The organism is Ruminococcus sp. MSJ-25 (assembly GCF_018917825.1).
Classification (GTDB): Bacteria; Bacillota; Clostridia; order Oscillospirales; family Ruminococcaceae; genus Hominimerdicola; species Hominimerdicola aceti.
The window spans coordinates 56,729-69,999 of the sequence record NZ_JAHLPI010000010.1; the positions used below are offsets into that span (position 1 = coordinate 56,729).

14 protein-coding genes and 2 pseudogenes are annotated in these 13,271 nt (G+C 41.1%); 11 read left to right on the forward strand and 5 right to left on the reverse strand.

Annotated features, from left to right (window positions below; all coding sequences use genetic code 11):
- Window positions 1-88: 88 nt before the first annotated feature.
- Both KQH97_RS02980 and KQH97_RS02985 read right to left on the reverse strand, forming a co-directional pair.
- Complete coding sequence (locus KQH97_RS02980; RefSeq protein WP_216552640.1) at window positions 89-391, reverse strand: hypothetical protein; 303 nt, start codon at window positions 389-391, stop codon at window positions 89-91.
- Window positions 392-446: 55 nt separating this feature from the next.
- A pseudogene (locus KQH97_RS02985) lies at window positions 447-578 on the reverse strand (resolvase); the annotation flags it as partial.
- On the opposite strand from KQH97_RS02985, the gene KQH97_RS08840 reads away from it, so the two are divergent.
- The 7 genes and pseudogenes from KQH97_RS08840 to KQH97_RS03015 all read left to right on the forward strand — a co-directional run bounded on the left by KQH97_RS08840 (window position 568) and on the right by KQH97_RS03015 (window position 5,544).
- Entirely contained in the window at window positions 568-819 is a 252-nt protein-coding gene (locus KQH97_RS08840; protein WP_367614652.1) for a DUF4367 domain-containing protein, read from the forward strand. The pseudogene KQH97_RS02985 and the gene KQH97_RS08840 overlap by 11 nt on opposite strands.
- A gap of 169 nt (window positions 820-988) precedes the next feature.
- Entirely contained in the window at window positions 989-1,414 is a 426-nt protein-coding gene (locus KQH97_RS02990) for a hypothetical protein (protein WP_216552642.1), read from the forward strand.
- A gap of 150 nt (window positions 1,415-1,564) precedes the next feature.
- Window positions 1,565-2,026, forward strand: a complete 462-nt coding sequence (locus KQH97_RS02995) for a hypothetical protein (RefSeq protein ID WP_216552644.1) — start codon at window positions 1,565-1,567, stop codon at window positions 2,024-2,026.
- Window positions 2,027-2,076: 50 nt separating this feature from the next.
- A complete protein-coding gene (locus tag KQH97_RS03000; RefSeq protein ID WP_118162524.1) occupies window positions 2,077-3,192 on the forward strand; it encodes a hypothetical protein in 1,116 nt (371 codons plus the stop codon).
- Between the two features lie 9 nt (window positions 3,193-3,201).
- Window positions 3,202-4,041, forward strand: coding sequence for a hypothetical protein (locus KQH97_RS03005; RefSeq protein ID WP_117878589.1), 840 nt, complete (start codon window positions 3,202-3,204; stop codon window positions 4,039-4,041).
- Window positions 4,034-4,900, forward strand: coding sequence for a hypothetical protein (locus KQH97_RS03010; RefSeq protein WP_038671205.1), 867 nt, complete (start codon window positions 4,034-4,036; stop codon window positions 4,898-4,900). Before KQH97_RS03005 ends, KQH97_RS03010 begins: the two co-directional genes overlap by 8 nt.
- 2 nt (window positions 4,901-4,902) lie before the next feature.
- Window positions 4,903-5,544, forward strand: a pseudogene (locus tag KQH97_RS03015) (ATP-binding cassette domain-containing protein).
- 257 nt (window positions 5,545-5,801) lie between these two features.
- Here KQH97_RS03015 and KQH97_RS03020 read toward each other — a convergent pair.
- From KQH97_RS03020 to KQH97_RS03030, 3 genes are all read right to left on the reverse strand, one after another.
- Window positions 5,802-7,121, reverse strand: coding sequence for an aspartate kinase (locus KQH97_RS03020; RefSeq protein ID WP_022288602.1), 1,320 nt, complete (start codon window positions 7,119-7,121; stop codon window positions 5,802-5,804).
- Between the two features lie 198 nt (window positions 7,122-7,319).
- Window positions 7,320-7,466 (reverse strand): hypothetical protein, encoded by a 147-nt coding sequence (locus KQH97_RS03025; RefSeq protein ID WP_216552646.1) that lies wholly within the window; start codon window positions 7,464-7,466, stop codon window positions 7,320-7,322.
- Window positions 7,467-7,598: 132 nt separating this feature from the next.
- Window positions 7,599-9,518, reverse strand: coding sequence for an EAL domain-containing protein (locus KQH97_RS03030; RefSeq protein ID WP_117938406.1), 1,920 nt, complete (start codon window positions 9,516-9,518; stop codon window positions 7,599-7,601).
- A 474-nt stretch (window positions 9,519-9,992) separates the two neighbouring features.
- Here KQH97_RS03030 and KQH97_RS03035 point away from each other — a divergent pair, with 474 nt between their 5' ends.
- The 4 genes from KQH97_RS03035 (at window position 9,993) to tnpB (ending at window position 13,215) form a co-directional block, all read left to right on the forward strand.
- Window positions 9,993-10,241 (forward strand): hypothetical protein, encoded by a 249-nt coding sequence (locus tag KQH97_RS03035; protein WP_022288604.1) that lies wholly within the window; start codon window positions 9,993-9,995, stop codon window positions 10,239-10,241.
- Window positions 10,241-12,340, forward strand: coding sequence for a heavy metal translocating P-type ATPase (locus KQH97_RS03040; protein ID WP_216552648.1), 2,100 nt, complete (start codon window positions 10,241-10,243; stop codon window positions 12,338-12,340). Before KQH97_RS03035 ends, KQH97_RS03040 begins: the two co-directional genes overlap by 1 nt.
- A gap of 195 nt (window positions 12,341-12,535) precedes the next feature.
- The gene (locus KQH97_RS03045) at window positions 12,536-12,862 is read left to right on the forward strand and encodes a hypothetical protein (protein WP_118125380.1); all 327 of its coding nucleotides are present in this window, start codon (window positions 12,536-12,538) and stop codon (window positions 12,860-12,862) included.
- Window positions 12,859-13,215, forward strand: a complete 357-nt coding sequence (gene tnpB, locus KQH97_RS03050) for an IS66 family insertion sequence element accessory protein TnpB (RefSeq protein WP_216552650.1) — start codon at window positions 12,859-12,861, stop codon at window positions 13,213-13,215. The genes KQH97_RS03045 and tnpB overlap by 4 nt, the downstream gene beginning before the upstream one ends.
- The last annotated feature ends 56 nt before the right edge of the window (window positions 13,216-13,271 follow it).

Consider the following 13,271-nt stretch of genomic DNA (forward strand, 5'->3'; position numbering starts at 1 on the left):
ATCATAGCACAAAAGCGATCAATTTACCACTACAAAAATGCAAAAAGTGTTCGGACTTTAGAGTATCTCAACAATATTATCCATGACCTCAAAGATGATCTCTTTCAGGTCTTTGGTGCTGACCTTGTCCGGTGAGGACAGCCAGAAAGGTGTATGCACCGTTTACAGCGGAAGCCACCATTTCAGCGATAAGGACATAGTTTTTTATTGTGACCTTTTCGGGATAACGCAGTTTGAATTTGAGCTTGGTACAGCTTTCCCATTTTTCAATAAAGCATAGATCCGGATGAGTTATCATAAAAGCATGAAAGACGCTCCAATGCTCCTTGAGTAAAAGCTCTATATCTTCAAGAGCTTTATCCATATCTGCCATAGACAAAGGTCTGTTCAAATTTCCGCCGACAACATTCATAAGTCCACGGATCAGTTCATCCTAGATCTCAGCTCTTACCCTCCTCGATGTCCGTCATCATTGCTTTGAATCCGTCACGCTCGAAAGTTGTTCCCAAAACCACGTCATCGACATAGTAAACGGTATTACTAAAACCATTATCCGCTGCATACATCTTGAGGATAGCCATTGACGGATTTAAACAAGTCGACTATGATAAAATGGAAAATTCAATTATAATAACATACTTCAAGGATGATGATTATATCTTTTTTGAACAATACACAAAAGATGCATATCTTAGTAATTATGATAATGAACAGTCAACATTTGAATCATATACAGATGAAAACGGACAAGAGTATCTAGTTCATAATACAGATCATGATCATACATTTATATGGGACAATGGTAAATATATTTTTTGAAATATGCAGCAACTTAGACAAACGATCTGTGTTGGAATTGTGTGAACCCACAAAAATAAAGTAAATTAATAAAAACATATCACAAACAAACAATTTTCATTGTCATATTAGGTGTAGGAGAAAATAAATCTCTTGCACCTATTTTGGGTGAAAGGCGAAACTTCCATATATGAAAAAAGTGATATCGACAATTATATCAGTTGTTATTGTGCTATGTCTGTCACTTACAGCTTTTGCCGAACCCGAACTGCAAACGCCTTCTGACGATGACATTTCTGTTTGTTATTTATACACAGATAAAATATCAGGTACATTGTCAATCTCCAACAAGGCTGCAACTTGTAAATCCACTGTACGTGGTATTTCAGGTACAACTACTAAAATCGTTATAACTCAAACACTTCAGAAGAAAAATGGATCTTCATGGAATAAATACAGTAGTTGGACAAAAACATTCAACAGTTGGTATGCGATTTATTCAAATCCCAAAGAGTCTTTAAGCAGCGGTACTTATCGTGTAAAGACAACTGCTGATGTTTACAGCGGCTCAAAGTATGAAACTGTCACGGCTTTCAGCAAGACTGTTTCGTGTTGATGAGCGTTGGTTGTAGTTTAAAGGCGCTGAGTTCAATGAAGATGTGAATATTTATTATGCACAATTATCCGTTGTAATAATTGTGTGATATGATAAAATTAAATTACTCTGCAACAAAACATTGACATTCAAATATTTGGATGTTATAATATGAAACAAATGATATTTATGAAAAAGTTTGCAAAAAGAATCGCAGCTATGGGTGCTGCTGTTATGATGATGAGTTCTATGGCTATTGGGGCTAGTGCATATAATTCCGGAGATACATATTCAAGTGCGACGTGGACAATAAGTGCAAAATACACACAAAGCACTAAATCTATAACCAAGACTCTTAAAGCTGGCAATAAAGTTAAGATCAACAACGGTACAACAAAGAATGTTATTATAACAAGTTGGACTGGGCAAGATGAGGTGCTCTATTCTAATGTTACGTTTAGTTCACCAAATGGCAGCAATAAAGTAACGATAGATAAAAGAGACAATTATGAGTATTTTATAACGATGACATCGTCATATAAACCAACAGCAGAAGTGAAGAATAAAATCACACTCAATAATTATGATGAGGATGATATAAAAGCTTCAGGATACACAAGAACGCCTAAATAATGTGCTATGGCTGCTGCTTGTCGGCAGCCATTTTTATAAAAGGAGCAACGATGAAAGAAATATTTAAGATATTTGTACTTCTTGTGATGATATGTACGTTTACAGCCTGTGCAGCAGGCGGTAAAACCAGTGATACAAAAGATATCAGCATAAAGCTTGAGAGCTTTTCTGATGTAAAAAAAGATATTTTGTCAACTGATACAGAGTATGAAAATATTTCTGTACCGACTGAAACACTTCAAGCCTTGGCAAATGATCTGCCGGAAAAGGCTGAACTCGCTGACCTAAAGCAGGTGAACGATCGTGAGCAGTGTTTCGGTAAAATAAGGCCGCTGTTTATTTCCGACAAGGACTATAAGAAAGAGTATTATCAGGGCTTTGACAGTTCTTTTCCTGCCGGCAACGTTTATGATGACACAACGTACTATTTAAATGTTGCATCAAATGGAGGCATCGGATTTCTTTCTAAAGAATCTGCCTATGACTGTGAAACGATAAAAACAGTTTTTGTAGACAGACCCTATGAAGACGAAGAGTATGTTCTTGGCGGACAGACGTATAAACTCAGTCAGGGCGTTGAGTATGTAGACGGCTTTTTGCAGGCTTTGACCGACAGCGGATTTGGAAATATGAAAATAGCTTACGTTGATGTATTGAAATACGATCAGGAAAATGCTCTGCTTTTTCATATTCAAAGAACCGTCGATGGAATCGCCCTGAACGATTTCTTTTATAGCGACGGGGATTTTGATGAATATCCGTATTTTGGAGCAAAGCTGTATATGACCGCTCCAAACACCGTAGGAGAGTTCTTGGGAGATCATGGCTTTTGCGAGCTTGACGGCTCTGCGGAAAGTGTCGATAAATGCGTTACCTTAGAAAGTGCTTTAGATATATGTGAAAATACACTTGCGGCAAATCATAAATATACAGTCAATAAAATAGACCTCGGATATATGCAGAATGTTGTTAAAGCAAACGGTGAACCATGGAACAAGGATAGCGACGGACAGTTCTATTTTCAAGGTGATACAAAATATAAAACAGAGCTTGGCTGGTTTATATGGCTCGACACCACCACAGACAATGAACGAATGGTATTTGTCAATGCTCTGAATGGAGAAGCTTTGGTACTGTTCAACAATGCAGATGTTTCGGAAAACTGAGGATAGAACATGAATTTCAATAAGTGTCTGAAAACACAGCTTTATAAAATGCTCATCAGCCCTGTGCCTGTAATATGTGCCATTATGATATTTGGCTTGTGCTGTATAACAAATGTTTACACCGATGCAGACGGCGGAAAAGGCTATTCAGTATTGACCATACTGCTTTTGTGTGACCCCACAGAGGCTGTTGAAGGAAATTCTGTCGTTCGTGAAAATATCATTCGTGCAGCTATGAGCAGCTGGCTGATAATGTTTTCGCCTGTTGTATGCGTTCTGCCGTTTGTTAAAAGTGTTTCAGCAGAGAACAGCTCGTTAAAGCGGTTTGAAATGCAACGCAGCGGAAAAATTGCTTTTGCTGCATCAAGACTTGTGTCGGCGGTGCTTACTTCAGCGGCGGTACTTTGTCTGGGATACGGGCTTTTTGTGATATTTACAGTAATTATGTTTCCGTCTGTTATGGATACGAACAGTCATTCAGCTGCGGCAGTGCTTCATTCAATGAGTATAGGCTGCTTTTATTTGAGCCGAATGGCAGGTGCTTTTATAATAGGAGCGTTAAGTGCATTGCCTGCATATATCATCTCTGTTTTCAGCAGAAACAAATATATGATGACTTGCATACCGTTTATGTTCTTTTATTTTTACAACACTCTTATAAACAGACTTTCAAAAGGGTTTTCCGCCAATGTCGGAAAGATCGTCAGCTTATTTTCATTCAACGGGATATTCCGAGCCATAGAAAACGGCATGACTGTGTATGTGATCTTAGCCGCAGCCGTATTGATGATACTTGCGGCGATAATTGGCGTCAGCTTCTTGCAAAGGAGGTATGACTGTTGTGAGTAAAACAAGAATAAGGGCGGTATGGGGGACGGCACAAAGTGAATATATCAAATGGATATGCAGTTCAAGAATGTTGATATTTCTATGTGCATTGATATTCATAGATCAATTTGCCGTAAAGCCGTTAGTTGAGATATCAAAACAAACAGGCGTTAAACTTGGTCTGTTTGAGCCGTTTATTGCAATAACCAATTCAGACGTACTGCTGATGATAATGCCCATAGTTTTTATTACGCTTATAGGAGATTTTCCTAAAAACGATGGAAATATGCTGTTTTGCGTGCAGCGCACATGGCGTGTTAATTGGCTGCTTGGGCAAATGCTTTTTCTTGTTATGTCTTCACTTACATTTATGCTTGGAGTTATACTCAGCACGTTTCTTGCGGCGGCAGGTTATTTGCAATGGAGCGAACAATGGTCGGCAACAGTCACAGATTACAGCAGGCTCTTTCCCGAGAACGCCGATAGCGTTGCTGCAAATCTTATTCCTGAAAATCTTTACTACCAATATGTACCGCTGCGGTCGGCAGGCAATTCTGCGGTGCTGATATTTCTGCTGTTGTTGGTGTGCGGTCTTATTATGCTCGTTTTTGCAGAGCTTAGGCAAAAGCTTCTGGGTGTAGGCATAAATGTCTTTTTACTTCTGGCAGGCGGTGCGGCAATATACCTTGAAACGCCGATACGCTGGGCTTTTCCGTGTTGTAATGCCATAGTGAAAACGCATTTTACAAAGTTCTTCAGGCAGCAGATATATGAAATATCTTATTCCTACATATATTTCTTTTCAATCATAGTATCTTTGATCTTGCTGTCATTAGTTTTGCTACGGAAAACTAATTTTCTGACGGCTGGGGAGGAATGATAATGGATATCATAGGAGTTAGCAACGTGTGTCTTACTCTTGGCAAAACGGAGATACTAAAGCACATAAATGTGTCCTTTGAGGAGGGCAAGATACACGGACTTATCGGCAGAAACGGCAGCGGAAAGACAATGCTTATGAAGTGCATATGTGGTTTTATCAAGCCCACGAGCGGTGAGATTATCGTTGACGGCAAGCAGGTGGGCAAGGACGTTGACTTCCCGAAAGATATGGGTATCATTATTGAAACACCTGGATTTATACCGTATTACAGTGGATACAAAAATCTCAAACTTCTTGCGGGGCTTAACAACAAAATCGGCAAAGAAGAGATACGCAACAGCATGAGGCAAGTGGGGCTTGACCCTGATTTAAAACGTCACGTCCACAAATATAGTCTTGGTATGCGGCAGCGTTTGGGACTTGCATAAGCCATTATGGAAAATCCGAAGATACTCATTCTTGACGAGCCTTTCAATGGTCTTGACAAGGACGGCGTAAAAGAAATGCGTGAGTACCTGCTTTCATACAAGGAGCAGGGCAAGACTATCCTTATTTGCTCTCATTCGGCGGAGGATATTTCTGTGCTGTGCGATACTGTACACGAAATGGATAAGGGTGTGATAAGTGAGATCAAGGGGTAAGCTGATCAAAAAAACATCATCTGCGTCAGTGCGAGGCTTTGCCGTTGGCTAAGAATGGGACATTGGAAAATAAACCGGATAGCATTTTCAAATAAGTTTTGATATATAACGCAAAAAGGCAGATACCTCAGTCAAATGAAGTATCTGTCTTTCTTATTTCTTAGTTATAGCCTGCTGTATAGGTCTTTCATAATAGTTGTTGAAAAGCTTCTATATTAGTACCGACCTAAGCCGTCCGCCATATTTTTTATATTGTATTAAAGCTGTGTATCAACAAAAATTGTATAGATAGCCTTCATTGCAGATTCAAAATCAGCCTCGTTTACACCGATGATGATGTTAAGCTCGCTAGAGCCCTGATCTATCATCTTTACGTTTACATGAGCGTGTGCAAGGGCTGAGAATATTCTGCCTGCTGTACCTCTGTTTGACTTCATTGCACGTCCCACAACTGCAATAAGTGCAAGGTCTGTTTCAATATCAATTGTATCAGGGTGACAGTTTCTGTGCAGACCTGACATTATCTCCTGCTCCTTTGGAGCAAACTCTGCCTGATGAACAACGACAGACATTGTGTCGATACCTGATGGCATATGCTCAAAACAGATACCATTCTTCTCGAATACTTCAAGCACTCTTCTGCCGAAACCAAGCTCTGCGTTCATCATATCCTTTTCGATATTAACTACAGTAAAGCCCTTCTTTCCTGCTATACCTGTGATCGTGAATGCAGGCTTCTGAGATGTGGACTCAACGATCATTGTACCCATATCCTCAGGCTTGTTTGTGTTCTTGATGTTTATTGGGATACCTGCTTTTCTTACAGGGAAAATAGCGTCCTCATGAAGTACGCCTGCACCCATGTAAGAAAGCTCTCTCAGTTCCTTATATGTTATGGTAGTGATAGGCTGTGGGTTGTCGATAATTCTAGGGTCGCATACCAGGAAGCCTGATACGTCTGTCCAGTTCTCATAAAGATCAGCGTTTACTGCTGCGGCAACGATAGAACCTGTTACGTCAGAACCGCCTCTTGAAAATGTCTTGATAGTATCGTTAGGCATTGAGCCGTAGAAACCAGGTATTACCGCATTGTCAAGTGTAGCAAGTCTTTGAGGAAGCACCTCATTTGTTCTTGCAGAATCGAACTGACCCTGATCGTTAAAATAGATAACATCGGCAGCATCAACAAAGTTATATCCAAGATATTTAGCAAGAACGATACCGTTAAGATACTCGCCACGGGAAGCCGCATAGTCACGTCCTGCCTTGCCGATAAAGCAAGCCTTGATAGTTTCAAACTCCTTTTCAAGAGAAAGGTCAAGACCCAGATCATTGATTATGCCGTAATATCTTTCCTTGATAGCGTCGAACTCGCTGCTGAAATCCTTGCCCTTTGCAGCAAGATCATAGCAGCCGTAAAGCATATCAGTTACCTTTGTATCGTTTGAAAATCTTTTACCAGGAGCAGACGGCACAACAAATCTTCTTGAGCTTTCCGCTGTGATTATCTCCTTTACCTTTTTGAACTGCTCAGCACTTGCAAGAGAGCTTCCACCGAATTTTACAACCTTTGTCATTTCACAAACCCCTTATAAACTATAGAATTATTCCTGTCTGCGTACTTTTCCCACGCTGACGTTACAATAAATAGTATACCGAATTTGCGTGATTAAGTCAATGTATAAATGGACTAATTTTTATAGTTTTTTCGATGTATGTTTGTGAAATACGCTTGTATTTGTATGACGGACAACTCATACTTATCTGTCTGCCTATTATCTGTAATGTTCGTCTATCCACTTATCATGTTTTCGTGAAAGAAAGCCCCAGCGTTCTTCAACACAAAATGCAGCAGATAAAACAAGCGGCAAAGAAAGCAGCACAGTCGCAATAATAAGAATAGCCATATTACTTACGTTCACAAGAACGCCTCTCGTCTCGGTTTTGTTATGACTATATTATAGCGTTCCTTACTTAAACAGACCTAAATGCAAAATGAAAACCATGTGAAAAAAAAGCCCCGACCGAAGTCAGGGCTTTTTTCATCAGACTGCTTAAACCGTCACAGCCTGAGTATTATTCTTTTTAAGCACCTCAATAAAATCTTTTTCAGGAACAGGCTTTGAGAAGTAGTATCCCTGAATGAAATCACAGCCCATGCCAAGAAGCGTGTCGAGCTGGTGCTTGTCCTCAATACCCTCGGCGACTATCTGCATATTGAGCTTCTTTATCATCGCCACTGTACTTTCAATGGCGATATGCGCCTTTTCGCTCTTGAAACATTCCCAGACTATTTCCTTTTCAAGCTTGATAAACCTGAAAGGCAGGCTGAGAAGATATGTCATATTTGAATATCCCGTACCATAATCGTCAAGTGCAAACTTCACACCATAGTCGGAAAGGGTCTTGATGTTTTTCTCCATAATGTGCGGAGTATACACCGCCGCAGTTTCCGTTACTTCAAGACAGATAGATGACGGGTCTACCTTGTATCTGTCCATAACGCTGAGAAGCTGCTCTACAAGGTCCGACTGCATACACTGGACTACCGACAGGTTTACCTGCACATATTCGATACCAAGTGAAGTTCCCATGCCTTTCTTTATAAAGCGGCAGGCTTCCTCGAAAACATATTTGCCTATTTTGAGTATCTTGCCGTTTTCCTCAGCTATAGGAATAAATTCCTGCGGAGAGATAAATCCAAGCTTTTCATCCTTAAGCCTAACAAGGGCTTCACAGGAAACTATCTTGTTTCTTGAACTTGAATATATCGGCTGATAGTATACCTCAAAGCCACGATTATCCAGAGCCTTGTCTATAGCATTCTCTACCTCGCTTCGACGTTTGCTGTCATAAAAGTTTATGTCAGTTGCATGAAGAAGTCTTTCAGTTTCAGGTTCACGATGCTTGAACTGCTCGATAAAGTCCACCAGCATATCTGCATTGTCAACGTCCTCAGGGCAGTCGATACGCATAAAGCAGGCTGTTATCAAAGTATCAACAGTACCTATATTCCAGTTTTCAGACAGCTTTTTCCTTATCGCACGATACGTTTCCCCCACCTTTTCAGAATCCTTCGGAAACATAAGAGCAAAGCATTCGTCCTCCAAATAAAAACCATCGCCCAGATTAACAAAGTTATAAAGATAATCGGAAAAGCTTCTTAACAGAGAGTTGGAAAAACGTCCGCCAAAGGTTTTCATAAGCATTTTGAAATCCGGTATCCTTATGAGCAATAATGTAAAATCAGAAGCTGAGGCATATTTTATGGAACACCTATTGACAAAGCTGCTCCAGTTGAGCATTTTTGTTCCTTGGTCTATCATATCGTCCTGACTTTGCAAAGTGAACATTATTAGAAGCATACATACAGATGCCGCAAAGCACTCCACAAGAAGGTGTTTATTGATCATCTGAACAATTACCGCCACTACCGTCATTGAGATAAAGGCTGTTATAGAAGTGACCACCTGTCTTGAGAGCATACTTCTATTACCCATTGCGTAAACGATGCCAAATATAAGATAATAGATCGCCACAATGTATGTAAATGGCTGAAGAGTGCCACGATGATAACCACCTTGACTATCCACATAGATGATAAAATGTGTTGCAGGCGTCGTGATCACAAGCAAAAGATCAACGATCATCGGTGTATATAAAAAGCTTTTGAAAAGAGCCGACATCTCTTTAAAGCCGTCCGTCAGGAAAAGTATATAGATCACAAATAGAAACGGAATAAGATTATGTGTAAAATAATAAGCCGTATGGAAGAAGGTTTTAAGCCCTATACCCCATTCGCCGGTAGACAACACGCTTAAAATATCCAAAACAGTTGACAAAGCCGAGTCGCCCACGAGAATGCCAAAGACCTTATTCTTGCTGCACGGAATACGCTTTTTGAAATAGAATACAACTCCTGTGATAGCATATATCACAAGGGCGCATATATCATAATGGATTATATAACCCACAATGCAGACCTCCCCATATTATTATGATAATATTTTAACATAACTCTGTTATGGCTTCAACCGATTTAACAAAAAGTTATAATTTTTTTGGTTGTGTGCATAACTTACATATATAAATAAAAGTCCGAATTTATGGGTTTTGTCAATTATTATCTGTTAGTGGTAACGTTCATTCGTGCGGTTTACAGATCAGATACCATTAACTTTTTAACATTATCCAAAAGCTTCACCCGAAAATGAAAAGTTAGAAAAACGATGATAATTTAACTTGCGGCAAAAGATTATATATAGTTTTAAATAATTTTTAAATTTGTCGGTTTGACTTGACTAATAAACAATATAGAGTTATACTGAAATCACGGTAAAAATCCTGTCAGAGGACTTGTTATATGCTCGTATTTTGGCAGAGTTTCTGTATATGCCGAAATAATTAGTTCTTACTAATATCTAAAAACAAAATAGGAGGTAATAATTATGTTAAAATGTTTTAAGGACGAGAAATTCTGGTGTGCAGTAGGCGGAGCAGCCGCAGTCATTCTTGGCAAGAAAGTCGTAAAAGCTAAGAAAACAAGAGAGCTTGCCGTTACAGGTCTTGCAAAGGGAATGAAGCTCAAGAGCGACGCTCAGTCAGCACTGAGAAGCATGAAGGACGAAGCATCTGACATCTGCTATGACGCTAAGGTCGAGGCAGGGATAGATGACGAGGAAGAAGTAACTGAATAATGAAAGCTCAGATCGTTTATGACAAGCCCTGCCGCATACGTTTCCGCTGTGGTAGCAACGCTTTCACAAAAGAACTTGAACGGTCGATACATAAGCTTGTTATGTCAAACCCGTGGGCGATCGCCTGCGAGGCTCACTATGAGAACGGCGGAATACTTATACGCTATAAAGAGGGTCACAGAGCCGAAGCTGTCGAACTTGTAAGAAAGCTCAGAGGAAGCGACCTAGCACCTGTCAGCGACAATCAGTATGACACCGAGGAGATAGACAGAACATTCAAATCTGACCTTGCAAAGCTTGTGATGCAAAGATATATAAGAAAAGCTATTCTGCCTGCACCTATAGGCGCAGCACTTATCGTGTACAGCGGACTTAAATACATAGCAAAGGGCGTAAGCGCACTGTTTGACGGCAAGCTTACAGTTGAGGTGCTTGACGGAGCGTCAATAAGCGCTTGTCTTATCCAGAAAAATTACAATACGGCTGGCACTGTAATGTTCCTGCTTTCTGTATCAGGCTTGCTGGAGGATTACACAAGAGCGAGAACAAGAGCCGCTCTTACTGACAGCTTGGCGATAAAGGCAGATCAGGTATGGCTGGCAGGCAAGGACGCTGATACTCTTATACCAATGTCACAGCTTCAGGTGGACGATTGCATAAGAGTTCGCACAGGAAGCGTTATCCCTGTTGACGGTCAGATAACCGAGGGCGAAGCTTACATAAATGAAGCTTCCATGACAGGCGAGCCTCTTGCGGTCATGAAGAGCGCAGGAGCAAGCGTATTTGCGGGAACAGTTGTCGAGGAAGGCTCAGTTGTGATAAAAGTTCGCAAGCTTTCTTCCGACACAAAGATAAGCAAGATAATCGAGCTTATCGACAACTCAGAAAACCTTAAAGCAGGGGTGCAGAGCAAAGCGGAGCGTCTTGCGGACTCTATCGTGCCGTACAGCTTTCTTGCCTTTGGTCTTACACTGCTGTTTACTAGAAATGTCACAAAAGCAGTTTCCGTTCTTATGGTGGACTATTCCTGCGCTATCAAGCTTTCAACGCCTATAGCCGTTATATCCGCTATTAAAGAAGCCGCTGATGATGACGTTACAGTAAAGGGCGGAAAATATCTTGAAGAATACGCACTTGCCGATTCTATCGTTTTTGACAAGACCGGAACTCTTACAAACGCTGAGCCTGTGCTTGAAAAGGTAATAGCCCTTGGGGATTACTCCGAGGCGGAAACGCTGAAAATTGCGGCTTGCCTTGAAGAGCACTTCCCTCACAGCGTAGCGAGAGCTATAGTAAAGGGTGCGGCCGACAGAGATATCGACCATGCCGAGGAACACGCCGAGGTGCAGTATATAGTTGCCCACGGAATTTCAACAACGCTTCACGGCAAACGTGCTATCATAGGAAGCAGGCATTTTGTCTGCGAGGACGAAGGCATAGAGATAACAGACGAACAGCAGGCTGAGATCGACGAAAAGTCGGGAGCATGCTCGGTAGTTTATCTTGCTGTAGGCGACAAGCTCACAGGTGCGCTCTGCATAAGCGACCCGCCCAGACCTGAAGCTGAGGAAGCTGTTAAACAGCTCAAAGAAGCAGGCATAACAAATATCGTGATGCTCACAGGCGACAGCGCAAAGGCTGCCGAGATAACTGCACAGAAGCTTGGCATATCAGATTTCAGGGCGCAGGTTCTTCCTGAAGACAAGCACAGATATGTTCAACAGCTCAAAGAGCATGGACATAGAGTAATAATGGTAGGCGACGGAATAAACGACGCTCCAGCCCTTGCGGCGGCGAACGTTTCTGTTGCAATGAGCGATGCTTCCGATATTGCAAAGGAAACTGCCGATATCACAGTTCGTGGTGCAGACCTTACACAGCTTGCGGCTATAAGACAGCTTAGCGAAAAGCTAATGCACCGAATAAACAGTAACTACAGATTTATATTGATGTTCAATTCAGTGCTTCTTCTGTCAGGAGCTTTCGGGCTTTTACAGCCGTCAGCCTCAGCGCTTCTGCACAACGCTTCAACAATGGCGATCTGTGCAAAGAGCATGACTCCTTTAGAGGATAAAAATCGCAAAAAGAAAAACAAGTAAACAAAATATAAAGAGCGAATGATCGTCACGTCATTCGCTCTTTTTTGCATCTTAATAAATGTAACGCTTTTTTCTTAAATTACCTAACAGGTGTACAGTAGCAAAGTCCCCGCCCAACAACCCACCACCCTACCCAACGAACACTAAATAGACTAAACTAGAAGTAAGAAAAAAGTCTAATTGGAGTTGATCAGAATGAATGAAATAGCAAGGATAAAGAACGAAGTCAGACTAAAGCAATGGGCTGAAATGGTGCAGCTCAGAAATGAAAGCGGCTTGAACGTTTCACAGTGGTGCAGACAGAGTGGCATAAATCAGAAAACCTATTACTACCGCCTGAATCGGGTGCGTAAGGCTTTGTGCGGCGAAGTTGAAAAGCATGAGATCGTTCCGGTAAGTACTGAACCGGAAATCGCAGTATCGCACGAACAGATATCTTTGTCCGTAGGAAACGTAGTCGTCAATCTTCCCGATGATTTCAATGAGGACACTCTGAAACGGCTGCTGGGAGTTCTTCGATGATAGGTGATGTGAGCCATGCGGAGCATATCTACATCGTATGCGGATATACCGATATGCGCAAAGCAATAGATGGTCTTACTGCTATTGTTCAGCAGAATTTTGGACTCGATGTTTTTTCAGGAAGCCTCTTTCTGTTCTGCGGGAAACGATGTGACCGCATCAAAGCTCTGATCTGGGAAGAAGACGGTTTTTTACTGCTTTACAAACGCTTGGAAAACGGAAAATGCAAATGGCCGAGAGATTCAAATGAGGCTAAGTTGATAACTCAGAAAGAATTTCGCTGGCTGATGGAAGGTCTTTCGATAGATCAAAAAACAGCCATCAAACCTGCAAAGAAAGGAAAAGTGTGCTGAGTTTTCAACAGAAAAAATGAACATATAGGTTGATAATATTTCTATGCCCGAAATGC